This window comes from Specibacter sp. NPDC078692, from assembly GCF_040686835.1.
Lineage (GTDB): Bacteria > Actinomycetota > Actinomycetes > Actinomycetales > Micrococcaceae > Specibacter.
Window position 1 is genome coordinate 52,673 of sequence record NZ_JBFBLV010000022.1, and the last position, 21,462, is coordinate 74,134.

At 60.3% G+C, this 21,462-nt stretch carries 26 protein-coding genes; 14 read left to right on the plus strand and 12 right to left on the minus strand.

The features are described 5' to 3' along the window. Window positions 1-5: 5 nt before the first annotated feature. On the minus strand, window positions 6-1,253 hold the full coding sequence (locus AB0O97_RS14560; protein WP_363842923.1) for an extracellular solute-binding protein: 1,248 nt from the start codon (window positions 1,251-1,253) through the stop codon (window positions 6-8). Between the two features lie 233 nt (window positions 1,254-1,486). Further along, complete coding sequence (locus tag AB0O97_RS14565) at window positions 1,487-1,912, minus strand: PLD nuclease N-terminal domain-containing protein (RefSeq protein ID WP_363842747.1); 426 nt, start codon at window positions 1,910-1,912, stop codon at window positions 1,487-1,489. Window positions 1,913-1,994: 82 nt separating this feature from the next. On the opposite strand from AB0O97_RS14565, the gene AB0O97_RS14570 reads away from it, so the two are divergent. After that, complete coding sequence (locus AB0O97_RS14570) at window positions 1,995-2,354, plus strand: DUF4229 domain-containing protein (protein WP_363842749.1); 360 nt, start codon at window positions 1,995-1,997, stop codon at window positions 2,352-2,354. A 69-nt stretch (window positions 2,355-2,423) separates the two neighbouring features. Here the strand turns inward: AB0O97_RS14570 and AB0O97_RS14575 are convergent, their stop codons facing one another. The 5 genes from AB0O97_RS14575 to AB0O97_RS14595 all read right to left on the minus strand — a co-directional run bounded on the left by AB0O97_RS14575 (window position 2,424) and on the right by AB0O97_RS14595 (window position 6,658). Beyond that, entirely contained in the window at window positions 2,424-3,302 is an 879-nt protein-coding gene (locus AB0O97_RS14575; RefSeq protein WP_363883648.1) for a 1,4-dihydroxy-2-naphthoate polyprenyltransferase, read from the minus strand. Window positions 3,303-3,396: 94 nt separating this feature from the next. Then, window positions 3,397-4,539 carry an AMP-binding protein gene (locus tag AB0O97_RS14580; RefSeq protein WP_363883650.1) on the minus strand — a complete coding sequence of 381 codons (1,143 nt, stop codon included), beginning with the start codon at window positions 4,537-4,539 and terminating at the stop codon, window positions 3,397-3,399. Window positions 4,540-4,551: 12 nt separating this feature from the next. Further along, window positions 4,552-5,514 carry a 1,4-dihydroxy-2-naphthoyl-CoA synthase gene (locus AB0O97_RS14585; protein WP_363883690.1) on the minus strand — a complete coding sequence of 321 codons (963 nt, stop codon included), beginning with the start codon at window positions 5,512-5,514 and terminating at the stop codon, window positions 4,552-4,554. Between the two features lie 49 nt (window positions 5,515-5,563). Beyond that, window positions 5,564-5,998 (minus strand): VOC family protein, encoded by a 435-nt coding sequence (locus tag AB0O97_RS14590; protein ID WP_363842755.1) that lies wholly within the window; start codon window positions 5,996-5,998, stop codon window positions 5,564-5,566. A 225-nt stretch (window positions 5,999-6,223) separates the two neighbouring features. After that, entirely contained in the window at window positions 6,224-6,658 is a 435-nt protein-coding gene (locus AB0O97_RS14595) for a DoxX family protein (protein ID WP_363883652.1), read from the minus strand. Between the two features lie 182 nt (window positions 6,659-6,840). On the opposite strand from AB0O97_RS14595, the gene AB0O97_RS14600 reads away from it, so the two are divergent. From AB0O97_RS14600 to AB0O97_RS14625, 6 genes are all read left to right on the plus strand, one after another. Then, complete coding sequence (locus tag AB0O97_RS14600) at window positions 6,841-7,293, plus strand: DUF6357 family protein (protein WP_363883654.1); 453 nt, start codon at window positions 6,841-6,843, stop codon at window positions 7,291-7,293. A 9-nt stretch (window positions 7,294-7,302) separates the two neighbouring features. Next, on the plus strand, window positions 7,303-7,911 hold the full coding sequence (locus tag AB0O97_RS14605; protein ID WP_363883656.1) for a GNAT family protein: 609 nt from the start codon (window positions 7,303-7,305) through the stop codon (window positions 7,909-7,911). A 1-nt stretch (window position 7,912) separates the two neighbouring features. Continuing rightward, a complete protein-coding gene (locus AB0O97_RS14610) occupies window positions 7,913-8,617 on the plus strand; it encodes a tyrosine-protein phosphatase (RefSeq protein WP_363883658.1) in 705 nt (234 codons plus the stop codon). A gap of 41 nt (window positions 8,618-8,658) precedes the next feature. Beyond that, window positions 8,659-9,348, plus strand: a complete 690-nt coding sequence (locus AB0O97_RS14615; protein WP_363883660.1) for a peptidylprolyl isomerase — start codon at window positions 8,659-8,661, stop codon at window positions 9,346-9,348. A 208-nt stretch (window positions 9,349-9,556) separates the two neighbouring features. Further along, entirely contained in the window at window positions 9,557-11,902 is a 2,346-nt protein-coding gene (gene secA2 / locus AB0O97_RS14620; protein ID WP_363883662.1) for an accessory Sec system translocase SecA2, read from the plus strand. An 87-nt stretch (window positions 11,903-11,989) separates the two neighbouring features. Next, window positions 11,990-12,556 (plus strand): dihydrofolate reductase family protein, encoded by a 567-nt coding sequence (locus tag AB0O97_RS14625; protein WP_363842774.1) that lies wholly within the window; start codon window positions 11,990-11,992, stop codon window positions 12,554-12,556. Here AB0O97_RS14625 and AB0O97_RS14630 read toward each other — a convergent pair. Further along, window positions 12,553-13,161, minus strand: a complete 609-nt coding sequence (locus AB0O97_RS14630) for a hypothetical protein (RefSeq protein ID WP_363883663.1) — start codon at window positions 13,159-13,161, stop codon at window positions 12,553-12,555. The genes AB0O97_RS14625 and AB0O97_RS14630 overlap by 4 nt on opposite strands. Before the next feature lie 139 nt (window positions 13,162-13,300). Continuing rightward, a complete protein-coding gene (locus AB0O97_RS14635) occupies window positions 13,301-14,059 on the minus strand; it encodes a M50 family metallopeptidase (RefSeq protein ID WP_363883665.1) in 759 nt (252 codons plus the stop codon). A gap of 170 nt (window positions 14,060-14,229) precedes the next feature. Here AB0O97_RS14635 and AB0O97_RS14640 point away from each other — a divergent pair, with 170 nt between their 5' ends. The 4 genes from AB0O97_RS14640 to AB0O97_RS14655 all read left to right on the plus strand — a co-directional run bounded on the left by AB0O97_RS14640 (window position 14,230) and on the right by AB0O97_RS14655 (window position 15,729). Continuing rightward, window positions 14,230-14,475 (plus strand): type II toxin-antitoxin system prevent-host-death family antitoxin, encoded by a 246-nt coding sequence (locus AB0O97_RS14640; protein ID WP_363883667.1) that lies wholly within the window; start codon window positions 14,230-14,232, stop codon window positions 14,473-14,475. Continuing rightward, the gene (locus tag AB0O97_RS14645) at window positions 14,472-14,726 is read left to right on the plus strand and encodes a Txe/YoeB family addiction module toxin (RefSeq protein ID WP_363883668.1); all 255 of its coding nucleotides are present in this window, start codon (window positions 14,472-14,474) and stop codon (window positions 14,724-14,726) included. Before AB0O97_RS14640 ends, AB0O97_RS14645 begins: the two co-directional genes overlap by 4 nt. Window positions 14,727-14,818: 92 nt before the next feature. Continuing rightward, window positions 14,819-15,103 (plus strand): hypothetical protein, encoded by a 285-nt coding sequence (locus tag AB0O97_RS14650; RefSeq protein WP_363883670.1) that lies wholly within the window; start codon window positions 14,819-14,821, stop codon window positions 15,101-15,103. Between the two features lie 2 nt (window positions 15,104-15,105). Beyond that, on the plus strand, window positions 15,106-15,729 hold the full coding sequence (locus AB0O97_RS14655; protein WP_363883672.1) for a GDSL-type esterase/lipase family protein: 624 nt from the start codon (window positions 15,106-15,108) through the stop codon (window positions 15,727-15,729). Here AB0O97_RS14655 and AB0O97_RS14660 read toward each other — a convergent pair. The 3 genes from AB0O97_RS14660 to AB0O97_RS14670 all read right to left on the minus strand — a co-directional run bounded on the left by AB0O97_RS14660 (window position 15,700) and on the right by AB0O97_RS14670 (window position 18,313). Next, the gene (locus AB0O97_RS14660; RefSeq protein WP_363883674.1) at window positions 15,700-16,608 is read right to left on the minus strand and encodes an RIO1 family regulatory kinase/ATPase; all 909 of its coding nucleotides are present in this window, start codon (window positions 16,606-16,608) and stop codon (window positions 15,700-15,702) included. The two genes, AB0O97_RS14655 and AB0O97_RS14660, sit on opposite strands and share 30 nt — an antisense overlap. A gap of 176 nt (window positions 16,609-16,784) precedes the next feature. Beyond that, window positions 16,785-17,507 carry a hypothetical protein gene (locus tag AB0O97_RS14665; protein WP_363883676.1) on the minus strand — a complete coding sequence of 241 codons (723 nt, stop codon included), beginning with the start codon at window positions 17,505-17,507 and terminating at the stop codon, window positions 16,785-16,787. Between the two features lie 26 nt (window positions 17,508-17,533). After that, on the minus strand, window positions 17,534-18,313 hold the full coding sequence (locus AB0O97_RS14670; protein WP_363883678.1) for an IclR family transcriptional regulator: 780 nt from the start codon (window positions 18,311-18,313) through the stop codon (window positions 17,534-17,536). 205 nt (window positions 18,314-18,518) lie between these two features. Here AB0O97_RS14670 and AB0O97_RS14675 point away from each other — a divergent pair, with 205 nt between their 5' ends. The 3 genes from AB0O97_RS14675 to AB0O97_RS14685 are packed head-to-tail and all read left to right on the plus strand — an operon-like array spanning window position 18,519 to window position 21,167. Continuing rightward, window positions 18,519-19,241, plus strand: coding sequence for a CoA transferase subunit A (locus tag AB0O97_RS14675; RefSeq protein ID WP_363883680.1), 723 nt, complete (start codon window positions 18,519-18,521; stop codon window positions 19,239-19,241). A gap of 31 nt (window positions 19,242-19,272) precedes the next feature. Beyond that, window positions 19,273-19,986, plus strand: coding sequence for a CoA transferase subunit B (locus tag AB0O97_RS14680; RefSeq protein WP_363883682.1), 714 nt, complete (start codon window positions 19,273-19,275; stop codon window positions 19,984-19,986). Further along, a complete protein-coding gene (locus tag AB0O97_RS14685) occupies window positions 19,983-21,167 on the plus strand; it encodes an acetyl-CoA acetyltransferase (protein WP_363883684.1) in 1,185 nt (394 codons plus the stop codon). Before AB0O97_RS14680 ends, AB0O97_RS14685 begins: the two co-directional genes overlap by 4 nt. Window positions 21,168-21,462: the final 295 nt, after the last annotated feature.

Genomic DNA, 21,462 nt, shown 5'->3' on the forward strand with positions numbered 1-21,462 from the left:
GGTGCTCACAGCAGCCTGTCCCCCCTAAGTACAGCAAGGATGAAGTCTTGGGAATTCTGTGGAGTGGTTGCGGGATCTACCGCTGACGGTGGAGTCCAACGCTGCTGCAATCCCGTGGAGATTTCGTTGTAGAACGGCGTCTGTGGCCGGGGTGCTGCGAGCTTCAGTGATTCTCGGATCGTCGGAGCCATGGGGAATTGCTTCTCCACCCGCGGATCGTCATATGCCGTGGAATTTGACGGCGGGTTGCCGTTGGTCACAAAGTAGGTGGCCTGATTCTCCGGAGAGGTGATGCACTCGATGGCCTTGTAGGCCAGATCTTGATGCTGGCTCTTGGAGCCCACGCCCAAATTGATCCCGCCCAGAGGAGGAGCAGTATCAGTATCCGCATCAACGCGAGGGTAAAGCGTCCAGCCAATGTCATCGAGGACGTCCTGGCTAACGCTTCCTGCCTTCACAGCCGCATTAGTTGCCGGCCAGACAAACGGATAATTGACCATGAAGGAACCCTTGTCCCCTTGGAAAAGAATCATGGAGTCATTTTCCGTTGAGGTGGGCAGGCCAGGACCGCCAAGATTCTTCTTGCCGATAGTGCCAATAATTGCGGCGGTCTTCTCGCCTGCGGGAGAGGTCAGCCCGAGCTTGATCTCATCAGCCCGGGCTCCCGGGTTCAGTAGAATATGCCCGCCGGCGGACTCGATGAGGGCGTTGATCCATACGGTCATGGACTCGGCTTGGGCGCCTTGGACGCCGAGGTATTTGCCTTGCTCCTGAGTTGCTTCCATCAGCTGATCCCACGTCACCGGTTTTGTCATATCCAGGCCAGCGGCTTTCGCCACGGATTTCCGGTACCAGAGGATTTGGGTGTTAGCCCAGAAGGGAACCGTCACCAGCTGGTCTTTCCAGGTTGCCCCTGCCAGTGCACCGTCCAGAACGTTCTTACTGGTCCGCTCTGCCACGTCTGCGGGCACCGGAGCCAGAAAGCCAGGCTCGGCAAGTTCGGGAATGAAGGGGGGATCGATGCTCATGATGTCCAGCGAAGAATCGCCGGCAGCAAGCCTGCGGGCCAACTGCTCACGCTGGGCGGCCGCATCCTTGGGTAGCAGAGAGGTTTCGATCCGGTAGGCGCCCTCGGCCGCCGTGGTGCATACCTGGGCCAGGTTCGCTTGGCCGCCGTCGTCAGGATTGATGTACCAGGTCAGGGTGGGAACGCCATCAGAGGCGGCACAGCCGGGCAAAATCGTTAGGCCCATCCCCAGCGCCACGATGGAGGCCCAGTGTCTGAGCCGTTTCCTTTTCCCGCTTGCACGGATGTTGATGGCACTAGTTCGTGGCATATTACGTTCCCTCCCAACGTAGCCATCGGCTGAGCTTCCTTGGCGGAATAGCAGCCGACTGTGATTTCCACCATAGCCGCGGGGAGGGTGCTTGACCATGGGAGGGCGTGGAATTTAGCCCTTTAGTTGGTGCGCAGGGATCCTAGAGACTAATTCTTCGTTTCGTCGTTCGGGTGCTCTTCGCGGAGTTTGGCTTCGCGGGCGTCCAAATCGGCTTTGAGCTTACGGAGCCTATCGGCTTCCAGCTTCTGAGCCCTGTTAACCGCCAGATTGCGCAGGAACTCGGGGTCGTCGTCGGGCGCGGTTGAACGTTGCTGACTACCGGTAGCGGCGGGCCGACGCGGACCGGCGGCGGAAGGGCCAAACGAGGAGGAACTGCCCGAGCCCGAAGCGGCATACTGCGGGCGCCCGAAGAGGAACCACAGCCCCACGCCGATGACGTTCAAGAAGATGATCACCAGAATCCACGCAGGCTTAGGGATGCTGCGTACGTCGCGGGCTTCACTGCGGATGCAGTCAATGAGTCCGTACACAAACAGGACAACACCTATGGTCACTGGAATGATATAGCGCATACTTCATTCTACCGTTGTGAGAAAAATCAGCACCCTGGCAGGCGTAGGGCAGACGCCCAGCTTCAACCGCTAAACTTGGTCCGTGGCTTTCTTCAAATACTCCCTGATCCGCGGCGTGCTCTTTATGGCGTTCTTCCTCATCGCCTACATGGCGCTGAACTTCACCCCGCTCACCGCGGCCCTGATCGCTGCCCTGTGCGCCTTCGTGGTCAGCTTCATTTTCCTGCGTAAGCAGCGCGCCGGCGCAACCGCAGTGGTTGCCAAGACCTTCGCCCCGAACGCCACAACAACCCAGTCTTCCGGGGCCATGGCCGACGCCGACGCCGAAGACGCTCTCATCGATGAGAACCCCGACATCTGGATCGACGCCGACCGCAAGTCCGGCAGCGCCCACTTGAACAGCGTCAACCTGAGCAAGCCCGAAGGCGCCGAGCAGGCCTGATCCGCCAGGCCCCTATTCGACCGGCCCCGACTCACTCGGCCCCGACTCGCTCGGCTCGGAATGTCGGCTCTAGAGCGCGGTCATCACCATGGCTACGGCAAAAAGTACGCTGAATCCGAGGTTGAGCAGTCCCGTTTGCTGTAATACCGGGATCAGACTCTTGCGCTTCTTGCCCTTGAGCATCAGCCAGCTGGGCATCAGCATGGCCGGCACCAGCAGCAGGAGCAACAAAATCCACGGCTTGCTCGGCACCAGGAACATCATCAGGCCCACCGACAACGCCAGCATCACCACGTAGCTGAGCCGGGCGTTCTTGTCCCCCAACCGCACGGCGAGGGTCCGTTTGCCCACCTCGGTATCGGTGGGGATGTCGCGGACATTGTTGGCCATCAAAAGTGCGACGGCGATCAGTCCCGTTGCGATGGAACCCAACACTGCCGCCGGGCTCACCTGCCCGGCCTGGGTGAAGGTGGTGCCCAGGGTTGCCACGGGGCCAAAGAACACAAAGACGAAGACATCGCCCAGACCCATGTAGCCGTAGGGATTCTTCCCTCCGGTGTAACCCCACGCAGCGAGCACCGCGCCAGCGCCCACCAGCAGTAGCCACCACGCGCTCGAGGCGAGGACCAAGCCCAGACCGGCCAGCATGGCCAGACCAAACATGGTGAATGCCGCCATTTTCACGTGCGACGGTTTCGCCACACCGCTACCCACCAAGCGCAGCGGGCCAACCCTGACCTCGTCGGTGCCGCGGATGCCGTCGGAGTAGTCGTTGGCGTAGTTCACGCCAATCTGCAGGAGCAAGGCGACCAGCATCGCCAAAATTGCGCGCCCCCAATTCAGCCCACCAAGATCGTAGGCTGCAGCCGTACCGATGATGACCGGAGCCACTGCCATGGGAAGGGTCCTCAGACGGGCTCCGGCAATCCATTGACCCACAGTGGCCACAGCGGTACTCCTTTAGAACTCGTAAAACGTTAGCAAACAAGATGATGGCGGCCCAGAGACTGGGGCTAAGGCTTATTCTGCCCCTTTTCTTAACTCAGACTGCTTGCGCAGCACCGAGCAATGCCGCCAAAATTGCCGTCCTATCAGGCTTTCCATTGGGCAGCAGTGGCAACTCGGAGACGAACACCACAGTCTTAGGGAGAAGATGCGGCTCCATCAGGGTGCCGGCCGCGGCCAGCAGTTCGGCCTCGGTGCACGAGCCAACCACCATAGCGGCCACCTGCTGTCCCCACTCCGCGGACGGAACAGGAAGCACAAACGCCTCGCGAACGCCCTGTACCCGGTGCAAACCATCGGTCACGGCACCGGCAGAAACCTTCAGCCCGCCGGTGATGATCACGTCGTCAACGCGGCCAAGCACCCGCAGCCGTCCCTCACCATCCAGCTCGCCCAAGTCGCCGCTTTTATACCAACGCACCATCTCGCCGTCGTCCTCTTCCTCGGAGAAAGACGCCTCGGTGAGCGCGGCATTGCCCAGATACCCGGCCGCCACCACCTCCCCGCCGAGCCAGACCCGGCCCTCGCGGATGGCGACGCGCACGCCCTCGAGCGGGACGCCGTCGTACACGCAACCGCCGCACGTCTCGGACATGCCGTAGGTGGTGACCACGTTCAGCCCGGCACCGCGCGCGGCCTCGAGCAGCACGGGGTTGATGGGCCCGCCGCCGAGCAGGATCGCGTTGAAACGGCGCAACACGGTCAGCGTTTCGGCGCTCGGATTCCTCAGCAGGCGGCTGAGCTGCGTGGGGACCAGCGAGGTGAAACGCATCTTGTCGGTCAGCTCAAGGGCGGCCTCGGTGAACGCTTCGGGGGTGAATCCGCCGCTCAGATCCATGGCCCACGGGCGCGTTCCGGCGAACAGGCTGCGCACCAGAACCTGCAGCCCGGCTACGTAATTCATGGGCAGCGCGAGCAGCCACTGGCCCTCGCCCTGCAGTGTCAGCGCCGTGCCCACGGACGACGCCGCCAGCGCCTCGACGCTGAGCATGGTCCGCTTGGGTGTGCCCGTGCTCCCCGAGGTAAGTACGACGGCGGCAATCTCGGTTTTGCTTCCTTCGGCGAGTCCCAGCTCGCTTTGGGGGATGAGCGTGAAGCTACCGTCAGGGGCGATCTGGACTGCGGGGCCTTCGCCTGCGAGTGCTTCGGAGAGGGCCTTGAGGAGGGGTTCGATGAACATGCTCGCCTGTAGTTAGAAGTAGTAGGGGAAGGAGGACCAGTCGGGATCGCGTTTTTCCAAGAACGCTTCCTTGCCCTCCACGGCTTCATCGGTCATGTAGGCCAGGCGGGTGGCTTCGCCGGCGAAGACCTGCTGGCCGGCGAGGCCGTCGTCGGCCAGGTTGAAGGCGAACTTGAGCATGCGGATGGCCTGCGGGGACTGACGGGCAATATCTGCCGCGTATTCCAGGGCCACGTTTTCTAGGTCTTTGTGGTCCACGGCCTCGTTGACGGCACCCATGGCGACCATATCCTCGGCCGAGTATTCACGGGCTAGGAAGAAGATTTCCCGAGCTTTCTTCTGACCGATCTGGCGGGCCAGCAAAGCCGAGCCGTATCCGGCGTCGAAACTTCCCACGGTGGCGTCCGTCTGCTTGAACTTGCCGTGTTGGCGAGAGGCGATGGTCAAATCAGAGACCACGTGGAGGGAGTGTCCGCCGCCCGCTGCCCAGCCGTTGACCACGGCAATGACCACCTTGGGCATGGTGCGCATGAGGCGCTGAACTTCCAGAATGTGGAGGCGTCCGGCGCGGGCCGGGTCAATGGTTTCCTTGGTTTCGCCCTCTGCGTACCGGTAGCCGTCGCGACCGCGGATGCGCTGATCGCCGCCGGAGCAGAAGGAGTGGCCGCCGTCCTTGGGGGAGGGGCCGTTGCCGGTCAGCAGTACGGTGGCCACATCCGGGGTCATGCGGGCGTGATCCATGGCGCGGTACAACTCATCAACGGTGCCGGGGCGGAACGCATTGCGTACTTCCGGGCGGTTGAAGGCGATGCGGACGGTGGGGAGATCCTTGAGGATCTCGCCTTCCTCGGTCCGTTCCACCTGGCGGTGGTAGCTCATGTCGGTGAAGTCGAAGCCCTCAACCACGCGCCAGCGGGTGGGATCGAAGATGTCAGATACCTGGGGAGGAAGATTCGTTGCGTTCACGCTAACGATCTTAGCTGGCAGGGTGAGCTAGAGCGCAGTGGATGTCTTGCTGCGCTCACTAACTGATGCAGAACTCGTTGCCTTCGGGGTCTGCCATGGTGAACCAGGTATGCGGTCCTTGGCTGGCTTCCCAGAGGAAGGTGGCACCGCGGGCTTCCAAATTGGTGCGAACCGTCGCTTTGTCGTCATCGCCGATCCGCACGTCCCAATGAATGCGGTTCTTGCCTCGCTTTTCCTGATCGGTGCGCTGGAACAAGATGCGGGGCGCTCCGGCGCTCGTGTCCGCGTTTGGGTTGATGGCTTGGCCATCTGCCCAAACGAGGATGCCATGGTGGAGCGTGGTTTGCTCCTCGGTGGCGAAACCTTTGGCGACCATGGAACGGATGAACTCTTCATCGGAGGGCTCCACCTGCCAGCCCATGGTTTCTGCCCACCAATCAGCAAGTTCGTGCGGATTGGTGCAGTCAACCACTATTTGTAGTGAGTAGCTCATGGTGAAAGTCTGCCCGTGCAGGCGTTGGGCGTCCATTATTTGGTTTATGCGCAATTCCGAGTGCTGGATCCGCGTATAGCCAAAGTGGACTTTATTTATACGCACGCCACGCCCGGTGGAGCTGCGGCACAATGATACTGCCGCAGCTCCGAGGGGCCCGGCTGCGTATAAATAAAGGCGCACGGCTCCTGATGGAGTCGTGCGCCTTGTTTACTTCAGGGGAGGTTATGCTAGGACGCGCAACTTGGACGTGGAGCGTCCAAACAGGGCATTGTCCAGCGACAACTTGCCGGGGCCCACCAAAGCAACCGCCAGAGCCGATGCGCCCAGGAGCAGTACCAGCTCGTAGCCGCCACCTTCTACGAATACGCCCGCGGAGGCGTGGACCAGAATGATGGCGCCGAGCATGTTCAATGTCAGCAGTGCTGCGAACGGGCGCGTTGCCAGGCCCAAGATCAGGGCGATTCCACCCACCAGTTCCAGTGTTGCAATAATCGGTGCGATCACGTCAGCGGCAGGGACGCCCATCTGGGCAAATGCTCCCTGGGTTCCGGCGATGGTGAATTCGTTGTACTTCTGCCAGCCGTGGGCTGCGAAGAGGAAGCCAACCACAATGCGAAGGATGGTTCGGGCTGCTGTGTTCAGGGCAAGGTTGTTCATGGGATTCTCAACGTCTCTTTTGGGGTCATGGGGCAGGCCTTCTGGATGAAGCGCCGAGCATCAAATCATTGAAGCTTCAATAAAATCATGTCATGCAATAAGTTGATGTGTCAACCAAAGGGTGGGTGGTCTGGGCGCAAGGAGTTAAGGGTCGTCTGGGTGCAAAGAGTTAAGGTGGGCTCATGGATGAGATTGTCTTTAGCCGCGAATCCTCATGGCTCCCGTTTGTGACTAGGCATGAGCATAAGCTGCTGCTCCAGGTGGTTGGCGGGGCAGATGCCTTGCATCAGCCACGGGAGTTCAGTTTCCCCATTGCGGAAGCTCATCTCGCTGTTATTAGCTCTAGCCTGACGCGGCACCTGCTGCTGTATTGCGCACTGACCCCCTTGGCGAGCAAGGCTGGTAGTGGCGGAGTGCTGGATGAAGAAGCGGCCGTGGCGCTACTGGATCCCATACTGCTCTCAGAAGACGGCGATGTTGATCGCATCTTCTGGAAAATCCCGTGGGACAAGAGGCTGTTACTTGCTCATGGCGCCAACTTTCGTCTGCTTAAACGCGTTCAGCTGGTCGCTGCCTTACGCCATGCCACTGTGCAAACGGACTGGTCGAGGGCAAGAAGATATCTCGGGCCCTAAAGTGGTTTCATGAGCTCCCTTGAACCCGTCACCCTCCGCGGTAAATATGTCACCCTCGAGCCACTGAGTCTGGACCATCACGATGATCTGGTCGCCGCGGCGACCGACGGCGAACTGTGGAACCTTTGGTACACCACAGTGCCGCGTCCTGAGGATATGCGCGCCGATATTGAGAAGCGCCTAGCCGCGCATGAGGCCGGAACTGAGCTGTCATTCACGGCGCGGCGCAATGATCCCGTAACGGGGGAGCCGGGCAGGGTGATTGGACTGACCAGTTATTACGCCATTGACCTCAATGTTCCCCGGCTCGCAATAGGTGCCACGTGGAATGCGCTCAGTGCGCAGGGTACGGGAACCAACCCGGACAGTAAAAAGCTTTTACTGGAGTACGCGTTTGAGACGCTTGGCTGCGAGGTGGTGGAATTTCACACGCATTGGATGAATACGCAATCGCGGGAGGCTATTGCCCGCCTCGGTGCCAAACAGGACGGCATCTTGCGGGCACATAGGCGCTTGGCTGATGGAAGTTTGAGAGACACCGTGGTCTTTTCCATCTTGGCCGCTGAATGGCCGCAAGTCCGCAACGGGCTTGACTTCCGCCTAGAGAAAGAACGCTGAGATGAAGTCCCCCGAAGATCAGCTCGGCCCGCAGTGGGAAGGCGCTGTCAACGCCCGCCAACTTGCCGGTGACATCTACCGGATGGGCCGCAGTGAGTGGCTCACCGAGCGTGGCTGGGAACAGCTCTACGACGACGGCGTGCGCACCATCATCGACCTGCGGAACCCGGGCGAACGCAAGCGCAGGCCCACAGACCCGGTGGTGAGAGAAGATGCTCAGCTAAGGTTCGCCGTCGTACATTCACCAACGGAAGACCCGGACGATCCTATGTATCGGGAACTTTTCCACCCCTACATGAACCATCCCCGGCTTTATACGGACATCGTGCGACTTTTCCCACTTCAGGTTGCAAGGGTTTTCAATGAGCTGGCGGCCGCGGAGGGCAAGGTGGTGATTCACTGTTCTGCCGGGCGGGATCGGACCGGGTTGATCGCCACGATGTTGCTGACCATGCAGGGGCAGACTGGGCGGACCCTGGCTGAAGATGAGCTGGCGGCGCGCGGTATCAATGAATGGCATTTGGTCTCGCCGGTGAAGCACCCCTACGAGCGGCACCTGGATGCGGCGGAGATGGAAGAGGTGGTGCAGGGGCGTGGTGCAGCTGTGCAGGAATTTGCTGAGACCATCGACGTGCGGAATTTCCTGCTCAACAACGGGGTCAGTGCGGCCGAAATTGATGCTGTGATGGCGCGGAGCAGTTTGTAATGGTGGCAGGGGAAGTGTAGATCTCTTCTAGACTGAGCGGCATGCATAATCCTCAAGCCAAACCAGCTGTCGCCGCCAATTCCAAGAATATGGTCCTTCTGATTGTCGGGTTGCTTGTGGCGCTGGGAGTCATTGTCGGCGGCGGGATGGCGCTGATGTCCAAGGTGGGGGAGGGCAGCGATCAAGAGGCTGGGGATGCCGCGGATGTGGTTGCCCCTGACCTCGCTAAAGCTGAAGGTCGCCAGTGGCACGGCACTTTGGAGTTCAACGGTGCTGAACTGGGTGTGACGTTGTTTGGCGACAAGGCTCCGCAGGCGGTGGCGTCGTTCTTGCATTTGGCGCAGACTGACTTCTTCGTCGATACCAAGTGTCACCGCCTGACCACGGGTGGCTTCGATATTCTGCAGTGCGGTGATCCCACGGGAACCGGAACGGGTGGTCCTGGCTATAACTTTGGTCCTGTTGAAAACGCGCCGGATAACAATGTGTACAAGCGTGGCACTCTCGCCATGGCACGCACCAGCAAACCGAACAGTCATGGCAGTCAGTTCTTTATTGTTTACGGCGATACCACCATTGGCCGGGATGCTGCTGGCGGGTACACCGTGATGGGTGAGATTACCAGCGGACTCGATGCCGTGGAGAACGTGGCTGAGCAGGGCACCACGAGCGGAGCGCAGGACGGCGAGCCGGTTGCGCCCGCGGTACTTGGAGCGGCGCACTTCGAATAGAGCGTCCTTTCCTTGCGGTCCCGCGTGGATTTAGATGGCCCACCGCGAGCCCACCCGCCCCGCGCCGAGCCCGCCCGCCCCGCGCTGAGCCCGCCCTGCGCCCCGATGAGCGTTGCTGAGCACGATAACCCGGCGAAGTTTACCCCCGTGATTGTGTTCCGCGTCATGCCATGAGTACCGTGGGGATTACCGGCTATTTGAACTCCCCATGACTCGAGGACCCTTGCTTCTCCCTAAGAAATTCAAGAGCTGGCTCTTCAATGCCCCGGGCGTCGCAGATACGGCAACGCACAGCGGGCTAGTTGCCCGGGCCGCAGCCAGGGCCACCACCTTAACGGGGGAGCAAGCGCGCAGCCTGTTGCAACAGCTACCCGATAGTGCCGCGTGGGGTGATGCCGACCTGGAGAAATACCTTGCTGCTGCCAAGGTTTTCGTCCAAGAGACTTTGGATATGGCACTGTTCGACACCCAGCTTTTGGCTGCTGCCACCATGCTGGAGGGCACCGTGGTGGAGATGGACACCGGCGAAGGTAAAACCATGGTGGGTGCACTGGTTGCCGGAGCACAGGCGCTTCGCGGCCGCCGCGTGCATGTCCTGACCGTCAATGACTACTTGGCGCAGCGTGATGCAGCCTGGATGAAACCATTCTTTGAGCTACTTGGCGTTGAAGTAGCTGCAGTTACTGAGGCCATGGAACCGCAAGAGCGCCGCCAGTCCTATGCAGCGGACGTCGTCTACGTTTCCGTCAACGAGCTCGGCTTCGACGTCCTCCGGGACCGCACCTGCACCGAACCGGAGCAAGCCACCTTGCAGCCCTTTGACGTGTGCATCGTGGATGAAATTGACTCCGTTCTGGTGGATGAAGCCACGGTTCCGCTGGTTTTGGCGGGCCGGGCGCGCAGCGAGTTGCAATCCGTGGATGTAGCGGACTTCGTCAAGGCGCTGCGTCCAGGCATCGACTTCACCGTTGAACCGGACAAACGGAACGTTTCGCTCACCGACGTGGGGCTGGCCCAAGTGGAGGCGAGGTGGCCCGGCGTCGAACTTTATTCGGCGGCAGGGACCCCGCTCTTTTCCTCCATCAATACGGCGCTGCATGCGCAGGTCCTGCTGCAGCGCGACGTTGACTACATTGTGCGCGACGGCAAGGCCGAGATTGTTTCCGATTCCCGCGGACGGGTGGCTGCGTTGCAGCGCTGGCCCGATGGCTTGCAGGCTGCCGTGGAAACCAAGGAAGGGCTGCACAAAACCGAGCAGGGCGAGATTCTGGACCAGTTGTTGGTGCGGGATCTGATCAAGAGTTTCACCACCGTCACCGGCATGAGCGGCACCGCTGTGGCTGTTGCGGAGTATCTGCGCACGCATTACGAGCTCGACGCCGGCCGGGTGGACTCCCATAAACCGTGCATCCGTACGGATATGCCCGAGAAGATTTACGCCACGGCCGCCCAGCGCGATGCCGCCGTGGTGGTGGCGGTGCAGGCAGCTCACGCCACCGGCCAGCCGGTTCTTCTAGGCACCCACGACGTAGCAACGTCCGAGCGTTTTGCGCAGCTTCTGACGGCGGCGGGAATCGACCCTCAGGTTCTCAACGCCCGCAATGACAGCCTCGAAGCGCAGATCATTGCCCAGGCCGGGCGCCGGGGGAGCATCACCGTTTCGACGCAGATGGCTGGCCGTGGCACCGACATTCTGCTGGGCGGGACACCCGTGGATCCCGCCGCGCATGCCGACGTGGCTGCCCTGGGTGGGCTGCTAGTCATCATCGTGGGCCGCTTTTATTCGCCTCGACTGGACGCGCAGCTGCGGGGCCGGGCCGGGCGGCAGGGTGATCCCGGAGCCAGCCTCATTTTCTCCAGCATGGAGGACCCCGCCGCCAACGGGCAGGAAGCGCATGGTCTGGAACTCACCGACTCGGTGGCCCATGAAGCGGACGACGCCGGACTGGTCACCAGAGCGGGGGTGTCCTCGCTCTTGGACAAGGCGCAGCGGCTCGCCGAGGCCGAACGCTTCACCACGCAGCAGAACTCGTGGAAGTACAACGAGCTAATCGCCTACCAGCGAAACGTGGTGCTGGCCGACCGCCAGACGTTCCTCCATGAGAGGGATGCGGCGCTGTACGCGTTGGCGGAACGTGCCGACGGAGAAGTCGGCGACCGTTTGGAACACTTGCGCAGTGCCCTTGGTGAAGAAGAACTGGCCCGCGTATGCCGTGCCGTGATGCTCTTTGAACTTGACGCACTTTGGAGTGACCACCTGGCCCAGCTTTCGGAGCAGCGGGCCGCAATCCACTTGCGCGCGCTAGGCCGGCAAAACCCGTTGGATGAATTCCGGAGGGAGACCATCAGGACCTTTGAAGGCTTCCTCGAAGACGCCCGCACCAATGCACTGGAAACCGTGGAGTCCTTAGAAGTCGTTGACGGGCATATTGATCTTGACGCTGCAGGCATCCGCAGCGGATCCACCACATGGACTTACGTTGTTGATGAAAACCCGTTCGGAAACCAAACGGACCAAATCGTGAAATGGCTCCTGAAAAAGATGGGCAAATAGCTTTCCAGCTCCGCCCAATGCGCGAATACTGGTGAACAACCGGACCAGATTGAACACCGGGCCAGATTCTGCAGGGAGACGCGCACCATGGGCAAGCTCATTTACGCAGCCATCACGTCGCTGGACGGCTACATCGAGGACAAGGATGGCGGCTTTGGGTGGGCTATGCCGGACGATGAAGTCCACAGCTGCATCAACAATCTGCAAGAGGACATTGGCACGTTCCTGTTGGGGCGCCGCATGTACCAGACACTGCAAGTCTGGGAAGAGTTCTACGGGAAAACAGATCTCATCAAGGTGATGCGGGACTACGCCACCTTGTGGCACGGCACGGACAAGGTGGTGTTCTCCAAAACCCTGGAGGAGGTGTCAACATCACGGACCAGGATCGAACGCGTTTTTGATCCCGAGACCATCCGCCGCATGAAGGCCGACGCCGATCATGACCTCTCCGTGGGAGGGGCCGAACTGGGCGGCCAAGCATTGCGCGCCGGATTGGTGGATGAAATTCACCTCTTCATCTCACCCGTGCTGGTCGGGGGAGGGAAACCAGCACTTCCCGAGATCAAGGAAACCCGGCTGGAACTGCTGGGACAGCAACGCTTTGGCAACGGCGTCGTACATCTCCACTACGCAGTGAAGACCACCGTCTAGCTTCCGGCCAAGGGGGCGCACTCGGGTAATGCAGCGGGGTCTTTGGTGATGGTGAACGAGCCGAGGAAGTTTGACCAGCTCTCCTCGCTCGGGTTGTTGGCTGACAAAGTGTAGAAGCGCGGGCCGTTGATCACAACGGCCGACATGACATGGAGCGTGTCTGAGCCCTCGGTTAGGGTGAAATCGGTCTGCAAGCCAGGGCTCCCGGCAACGGTGAAGGGTGTCTGTGAATTCACCGTGGGAGAGAAGCCAGTTGACTTTGCGGCGCCCTGGATAGCGCCAGCGGCGGAGGCCTGCAAACGGGCGTCGAGGTCCTTGCCTACGGGTGTGCACTGGGCCAACGTGGTGGACAATCCGAAGCCGGAGTCCAGTTCCCCCGCGCTGAAAGTGGTGACGGTCAGATCTTGCCCGCCGGAGTTGAGGGCCTGGTCCTGGCGCTCCGGTACTGCCGGAAACTTGACCGAAAACCCGAACTCGTCCGCCACAAAGAGGGGCGCTGCGTTCGTCAGCGGAACGGTGTTTGAATCCTCAGAAGCAAAGAAATTATCGGCCACCAGCCATCCCATTGAGAGGGTCACGATTGCGGCGATGGCAGCGATGACCATCGGCCTTTTCGAACGCTTTGTAGACTTTTCCGGATGCTCAATCATGTACTTCCCCAAGTGCGTTTGTAGGTGTCCCCACCAGCGGTTTTGCGCGGCTGGGCCACCTCGCACTGAGCAAGATTATCAGCAGGATTGAGCGTTATCTGGCCAGCATTCCCCACACGAAGTACGCCGAGCAGGCTGCCGAGCCACCAATGACGAGGGCAAAGCCGGTGAGCCAGATGAACGACGGCGTTCGGGTCGCCTGGGCGAGCAGGTACGCGTCGGAGCTGGTGAGCTGGTTGCGGCGGCGGGTATGGACGGCTGCGACCTTGAAAAAGTCGCGCACCGAGCCGACTCCCAACGCGATTCCTAAGGCCAAGATCGCCCAGCTGACAGTCTGCGCATCGGCGAACATGACAAGGGTTTGGGCGATGGCCGCGCTCAGTAGGGCAACGACGATCCCGGTAAAATTCCGCAAGAATATCAGGGCGAGCAGGAGGATCAGCGCGCCGATGGAGGCCGCCGCACCGGCCCAGCCTGCCGAGACTGACCAAACAAGCGCCAGCCCTACAACGGCAGGTGCCGGATAGCCCCAAAAACCAGACCAGGTGGCGCTAAAACCGCGGCGGCCACTGCTTACCAGCTGGCCGGAATGATCTAGCCCGATCTTCAGTCCATGCACCACTCGCCCGGTCATGAGAGCAGCAAAGGCGTGGCCAAGTTCGTGCACAAAGGTTACATACAAGCCGAACCAGCGCCACGTGACACGCGGAATGCTCAGCACGATGGCAACTGCCAGGATGCCCAAAAGGATGCCAGCGGGAACGCTGAGTGGGTCGGTCCGAGTAAAGCCAGCCAGGACTGCGCTCCACCACGTGGTGGCTGCGTTCCCGAGCTGTTGCGCTGCATTATCCATTCCTGAAGGCTAGATCATCTTGCTGGGGGTTGTTGACGAAACTGCCAGTGCCGGCCCGGCCGTACATGCTGCCGGGGCGGGCGGAGCTCATGTGCTGAGAGCGCACTCCTGACCGTTCCGCCACCAGCTGCCAGTGGTACATTATTTAGTACCACTTGAGGAGGTGCGCTATGGCCATCACAGCATCCGAGGCTAGGGCTAAGCTGTTTCCGCTGATCGAACAAGTCAATGACGACCGTATGCCCGTAGAGATCATTTCCAAGAAGGGCAGTGCGGTCCTTATGTCCTTGGCGGACTTCCAGGCTTTGGAAGAGACTGCCTATTTGCTCCGTACTCCTGCCAACGCTGTCCATCTGATGGAAAGCATCGTGCAGCACCAGACCGGCCAACGACAAAGTCATGAACTCAGTGAATGAACATCTCATTCACACCCAACGGTTGGGCGGACTATCAGTACTGGCTCAGCACCGACAAAACTACTGTGCGGCGCATCAACATGCTGATTAAAGACTGTGTTCGCTCGCCCGCTGATGGAATCGGTAAACCCGAGGCGCTCAAGCACCAGCTTGCGGGCTATTGGTCACGCAGAATCACGGACGAGCACCGTCTCATTTACGCCGTGAATGACGGGCCAATAGTGATTATCGCCGCTAGGCACCATTATTGACTTTTGGAATGACGACGGCGCAGCTCGCGTACCGCCAGCCTTTCATGGGCCGGTTGCTCATCAGGCGTGCGCAATGTGGGTAGGCTGACTGCGTGACTGATACCCCACAAACACTTCATCGTTTTGAGCTAACCCTTCGCAAGCCGTGGCTGGGCTTCTTCCCCAGACCCACAGTGGTCGTTGACGGTGAGGCCCAACCAACGCAGTGGGGAACGCGCAACTGGAAAGTCCGGGGTGAGGTTGAAGTCAGCGTATTCCTGCACAACAGGTTCTGGACGTTTGGCCGGGCCAAGTTCACCGTTGAGTCGGGTGCCACCGCGCCGCTGATCTACTCGGCACCGTGGCTTCCTTTCCTTCCGGGCCGGATCGAGGCATAAACATGAGTCCGGCCGCACAGCAAATCTGTTTTGTCGGCGATTCCTTCGTGGCTGGGATTGGGGATGAAACTGCCCTGGGTTGGATTGGACGGTTGACAAAGCGGCAGGCCACCGAGGGGAAGCCCATCACCGCCTACAACCTGGGTATTCGGGGCAATACCTCCGCTCAAATCCTTGACAGGATCGGCGCGGAAATCGACCAGCGACGGTCCCCTCTGCGCCCCACCCGTGTGGTCCTCTCCATGGGGGTGAACGACACCACCTACGTGGATGGGGTACCCCGGATTCTGCCGGATGATTCCTGCGCCAATCTAGGGCGCATCTTAGAAACAATCTCCGGAGATTCCGTCTTGGTAGTGGGGCCGCCAGCCGTATCTGAGGATGCGCAGAACGCCAGGATCGCCGAACTCTCCAACCGTTTCCTGGCGCTATGCCGTGCACGGGGCGTTCCCTACGTGGAAGTCTTCTCCGTGCTGGAACGCCACCCCGTATGGCGGCAACAGGTCCTTGAAGGCGACGGCGCGCATCCGCGGTCCCAGGGATACCAAGCTATGTATGAGCTAGTGGCACCAGTCTGGGACCGCTGGATGGGTCTCTCACCAAGCGGTGGCGAGAAGTTCGCTTAGGAGGTGTCCGTCGTCGACCTCCAAACCGCGGGACGTAAACCAGGCGCACATGTTCCGGCAATCCCTAGCCAAAAGCTCTGCAGCTTGGAAGTTACCAGCCAAATCCACCAGTTGCGGCAGGTCAATGATGACCAGACGGTCTCCGGCGGCCAGCACGTTATAGGGCGAGAGGTCCCCGTGTGCGAAGCCCATCCGAGCGAAGCTGCTCATGGCCTCAACGAGCTGATCCCAATAACCCTGTAACTGTTCAGGGCTCGGATGCGTGGCTTGCAGCCGCGGGGCCGCAACGCCCGGGTTCTCGGGGTCAGCAATGAATTCCATCAGAATTTCATTGCCGCAAATTTGCACCGGATAGGGCACGGCGATGCCATTCTCGTATGCCATGCGCAGATACGTCCATTCAGCGTTGGCCCAGCTGGTGGCCTCCACTTCCCGGCCGTAGCTGCTGCCCTTCGCAAGGGCACGGGCATCGCGTGAACGGCGCACCGAACGGCCCTCGGTGTAGGCGGTTGATCTGTGAAACAGCCGCTGATCGGCGGACCTGTAGCGTTTGGCGGCCAACAGTGCACTGCGGGAATCGGTGGCCCGCTCAATTAAGAACACGTCCGCTTCCTTGCCGGTTTTCAGCACGCCAAGTTCAGTGTCAATAGCGGCAGCATCCTCGATGACCAATTCAGGATAGGGCGTGGGACCACGCATGAGTTTTTCCAGATCTGGCCACGTGGACCAGCGCTGATTTTCGCCCAGAGAATCGTCAAGGACGTTCCAGTCGGCGGGGCGCAGCTGTGCCCCGAAGTAATTGGTGTCAGGGCGGGGAGGGTGATGCTTGGAAGACTTACGGGTTTTTTCGAATGGCTGTTGCTCAGCAGAATACTTCATGGGTGAATCGACTCCTGGGGAGGGCAAAACGAATGTTGTGGGCGCGAGGTGCTGCGGAAACAATCATTGGGTCCTCCTTCGGGTCGGTTCAGGCATGGCGAAAAGACACTTCATATCACCACGGGTGTGTGGGAAGTGTCAACGATTGATTTCGTGGTGCATGCCCAGCGAGGCGACTATTTTGGGGCTGTAGCGTTGTTGGGGCTGCTGGCGAGAGTGCCCCAACGCTGCCAACCGGCAATCGCCAAGCCGGCTTGCACCACGTACAGGAAGATCAATACCGACCCCTGCGCCGTCATCACGGTGCTGTAAATGGCCACTATCGCGGCGACGACGAACAATATCCAGGCCCATCGAGAGCGATTCGCCAAGCCCACCAGTGCAGCTGGGGCCAGCCCGGCAAGGAACCCATTGAGTAACACGGTGAGCCACGGGACACTGCTGAGCGGGGCGTGTATGCCAGTAAAAATTGCGGCAACCACCAGTAATGAAGCCAGCGAATACACAATAGCAACGGCCGCCGGCCCTACAACGTCCGGCCCACGGAAAGGTCGTGGCAGCACGGTGCGTGTCAAGGGGGCAGCCAACGGTAGCTTCCGGAATAAAAATAGGGCGTATACAGCGGCACCACCGGCAATTGCCATGGTCAGGGCGGCTCCGGCCACGAACAGCAGCAATGCCAGAGGCGAATCCAACAATAGGGGCGGGAACTTAAGCACTGAGGCGAGTCCGGGCAAGAGCATGGCAGCTACGGCCAGCATCCAGCCGACATCATTGCGTCGGCTAATCAGTACCAACGCTGCACATAGCAAGAGCGCGCCCAGCACCGTGGCGGCTGTCGCGGCCATGTCCAGGGGACCATTCATTCGGCCGAAGAGCAGCTCACCAATTTCATACATGCCGCCAACTCTAACGGGCGGTGCGCCTAGCTCATGCCGTTTTGTAGTCTTCCGGTGATCTGGTGCGCCTCTTCCAAGAGGAGCCGGCCGAGGAACTCTTGGCGTTCTTCACGAAAGCGCGGCTCAATTCCCGTTAGTGACAGCGCCCAGGCAGGCTTGCCGTGCGTGTCGAAGACAGCGGCGCCCATGCCCCAGCTGCCTTCCAGCACCAGTCCGGGATTCACCGAATAGCCCACCGCGTTAGTTTGGGCTAACTTTTCCCGGACCAGAGCAGGGCTTTGCGTGCTGGCAAATGCTCCGGCGTGCTCATCCCAGCGGGCCAGGAGCTGTTCTTGCTCAGCGACGGGGAGGAAGGACATGATCGCGATGCCGGCCGATGCAATGCCGAGGGGGAAACGCACACCTTCGTGGAGTACGAACGAGCGGATGGGGAAGGCGCCTTCCTCTCGCATGAGGCACAAGGTCTCGGCGCCGCGGCGGACGGAGAAGAAGGCACTCTCACCCGTCTCTTCGGCTAAGCGGCGCAGACTGGGCCGGGCAATGTCCTCCACGGGGAATCGGGCCGCCGCAACGGAGCCCAAGAGTAACGCTTCCGGTCCCAGCACCCAGTTACCGGTGGCGCCGTCGTGGTCCAAGAGTCCCTCGGCAGCGAGGGAGGTCAACAGGCGGTGAACAGTAGGGCGGGTCAGCCCAGATTCTTTGACCACTTCCATGAGGGGTGATCCTTCCGGCTTCCTGCTGACAATTCGCAGCAGCGCCGCGATCCGGCCCACCACCTGCGCACCCTGAATTGGTTGTTGATTCATCGAAAGGCCCTTACTGTCGGCTTACTGTCGGCTTCTTGTCCATATTGTGGATACTTGAAAGGGTATCGTCCACACTGTAAATACGCACGAATTCATGGAAATGTAACGCCTTGACAGGCTAATGTGAAGCTCTCTAGGCTCGGGGTAATAGCAATCAGTCCATAAAGTGGACGATGCCTGGAATGAGCTCAACGAGGAGATTCAGATGACCAAGATTCACAGCAGCGCCGCCCAAGCGCTGGCCGAGGTGATGCACGACGGCATGACGTTGGCTGTGGGCGGTTTTGGCCTGAGCGGTATCCCTGCAGATCTGATTGAGGCAGTCCGGGATTCAGGTGTTACGGGACTGACTGTGGTTTCTAACAACATGGGCGTGGATGGCAAGGGCCTGGGGGTATTGCTTGAGGCCGGTCAGGTGGCTAAGGTCATTGCTTCTTATGTTGGTGAGAACAAGCTCTTCGCCGAGCAGTATTTGGCGGGAAAGTTGGATGTCGAGTTTACGCCTCAAGGCACTCTGGCCGAGCGTCTCCGCGCTGGCGGTTCAGGGATCCCTGCGTTCTACACCAAAACAGGCGTGGGTACCTTGGTTGCCGAGGGTAAGGTACATGCGGAATTCGACGGCGAACTCTACGTTCAGGAGCGGGCCATCATCGCCGATGTCTCCCTGGTCCACGCCCACACGGCCGATACCGATGGCAATCTGATCTACCGATACACCGCAAGGAACTTCAACCCCGTCATTGCTACGGCCGGACGGATGACGATTGCGCAAGCTGAAGTCATTGTGGAGCCCGGTGCGCTGGACGCGAACAACGTCGTCACCCCGGGCGTTTACATCCAACGACTCGTCCAGGCCACCGCACGAGTGAAGGACATTGAACAACGCACCGTCCGGCCCCGGAACGAACCCGTTACTGTCCCCGCCTAATTCACCCCACATTTCTAAGGAGCCCTGCATCATGGCTTGGACCCGCAACGACATGGCCGCCATCGCGGCCGAAGAACTCAACGACGGCGACTACGTCAATTTAGGGATTGGTATCCCCACTCTGGTCGCCAACAACCTGCCCGACGGCGTCCGCGTCACACTCCAGAGTGAGAACGGCATCCTGGGCATGGGCCCCTTCCCTTACGAGGGAGAGGAAGACGCAGATTTGATCAACGCGGGCAAGCAAACAGTGACCCTGCTGCCCGGAGCCAGCATCTTCGACTCCGCCACCTCCTTCGGCATGATCCGCGGCGGCCACGTGAAGGTCGCGATCCTGGGCGCCATGGAAGTCTCCGCAACGGGCGACCTCGCCAACTGGACCATCCCCGGCAAAATGGTCAAGGGCATGGGCGGCGCCATGGACCTCGTGGCCGGCACCCCGCGCGTCGTCGTCCTGACCGATCACACCGCCAAGGACGGCACCCCGAAAATCGTCAACGAATGCTCCCTGCCGCTGACCGGGCGCCGCGTGGTCAACCGCATCATCACCAACCTCGCCGTCTTTGACATTGAAACCAACGACGCCGGCAACTCGGCTGATGCGGGCACCCCCTCCTTAGTCCTCACTCGACTTGCGCCCGGAGTCACGGTGGAAGATATTCAAGCCGCTACTGAACCCACATTTACTAACCGGCTCGATGCCGCCAATGCCGGCACCTCAAACCTTGAAGGAGCCACGGCATGAGCCTGCGCGAACAATTTGGCAAAGACATCTTGCTGACTGGCTGGGGTCACAGCAAGTTCGGAAAGCTGACTGAGGAGACGCTGGAGTCACTGATCGTTCAGGTCGCCACGGACGCCATCAGTAATTCCGGCCTTGAACCTGGACAGATCGATGAGATCTATCTGGGCCAGTTCAACTCCGGCATGATGCCGCTGGCGTTCCCCTCATCGCTGGCCTTGCAGGTTTCCGAAGACCTTGCCGGGGTGCCGGCAACGCGCGTGGAGAACGCCTGCGCCTCTGGATCTGCGGCGATGCAGCAGGGAGCTAAAGCATTGTTGGCTGGTACCGCTAAAACGGTGTTGGTCATTGGGGCGGAGAAGATGACGCACGCTGGTGCCGATGTAGTCGGTGCAGCGTTGCTCGGTGCCGACTATGACATGGCCGGCAAGCCGTCCACGACTGGCTTCACGGGACTCTTTGCCGAGGTCGCCAAGCACTACGAGAATCGCTACGGATCTGTGGGTGATGTGCTCGGTTCCATCGCCGCAAAGAACCACCGCAACGGCGTGGACAACCCCTACGCTCAGCTGCGTAAGGACCTCGGTGAGGAATTCTGCCGCACCGTTTCTGACAAAAACCCGATGGTTGCCGACCCCCTGCGCCGCACCGACTGTTCCCCCGTGTCCGACGGTGCTGCCGCCGTCATCCTCTCGCTTTCCCCCACGGGAGGAGTCACTGCTCCGGTCCGGCTTGCAGGCTTCGGCCAGGCCAACGATTTCCTGCCCACCGATCGCCGTGATCCCACAGCCTTCGCCGGTGTTCGGACCTCCTTTGAGCGTGCTTTTGCCATGGCGGGTGTTGGCCTGGAGGATCTGGATTTCGCCGAGGTCCATGACTGTTTCACCATCGCGGAACTACTCATGTACGAGACCATGGGCCTCGCTGAACCCGGTCAGGGACGCCGCGCCATTGAGGAGGGCTGGGTCTACAAGGACGGCAAACTCCCCATCAACGTCTCCGGCGGACTCAAGGCCAAGGGCCACCCCGTCGGCGCAACAGGTGTATCCCAGCACGTCATTGCCGCCATGCAACTCACTGGCACGGCCGGTGCCATGCAACTGTCCAACCCGCGGCGGGCCGCCGTGCAAAACATGGGTGGCGTAGGCATCGCCAACTACGTCAGCATCCTCGAAGCCATCTAGCTTCCAAACTTTGAGAATTTGCTAAGGGGCATCGCCTGTCCATTCAATGTCCCAGGACCTGCCAAATGGACAGCTCTTTCTCGAAAACACCTCAGAACGTGAGGCAGTGTCCGAAGGGCGGCGAGCAGTTCAGGACTGGGCAGAGATCTCCGTGGGCATCAGCAATCAGGCCCCACGCCGGGGTGAGCCTGTGACTTCTTAGCCTTGATCCACCGATAAAGTTCGGGGGCTGCTCGGCGTTTTAAACACGAAATGCCCGTCTTCTAGGGGAAAATATGGCTTACCACAGTCAAAT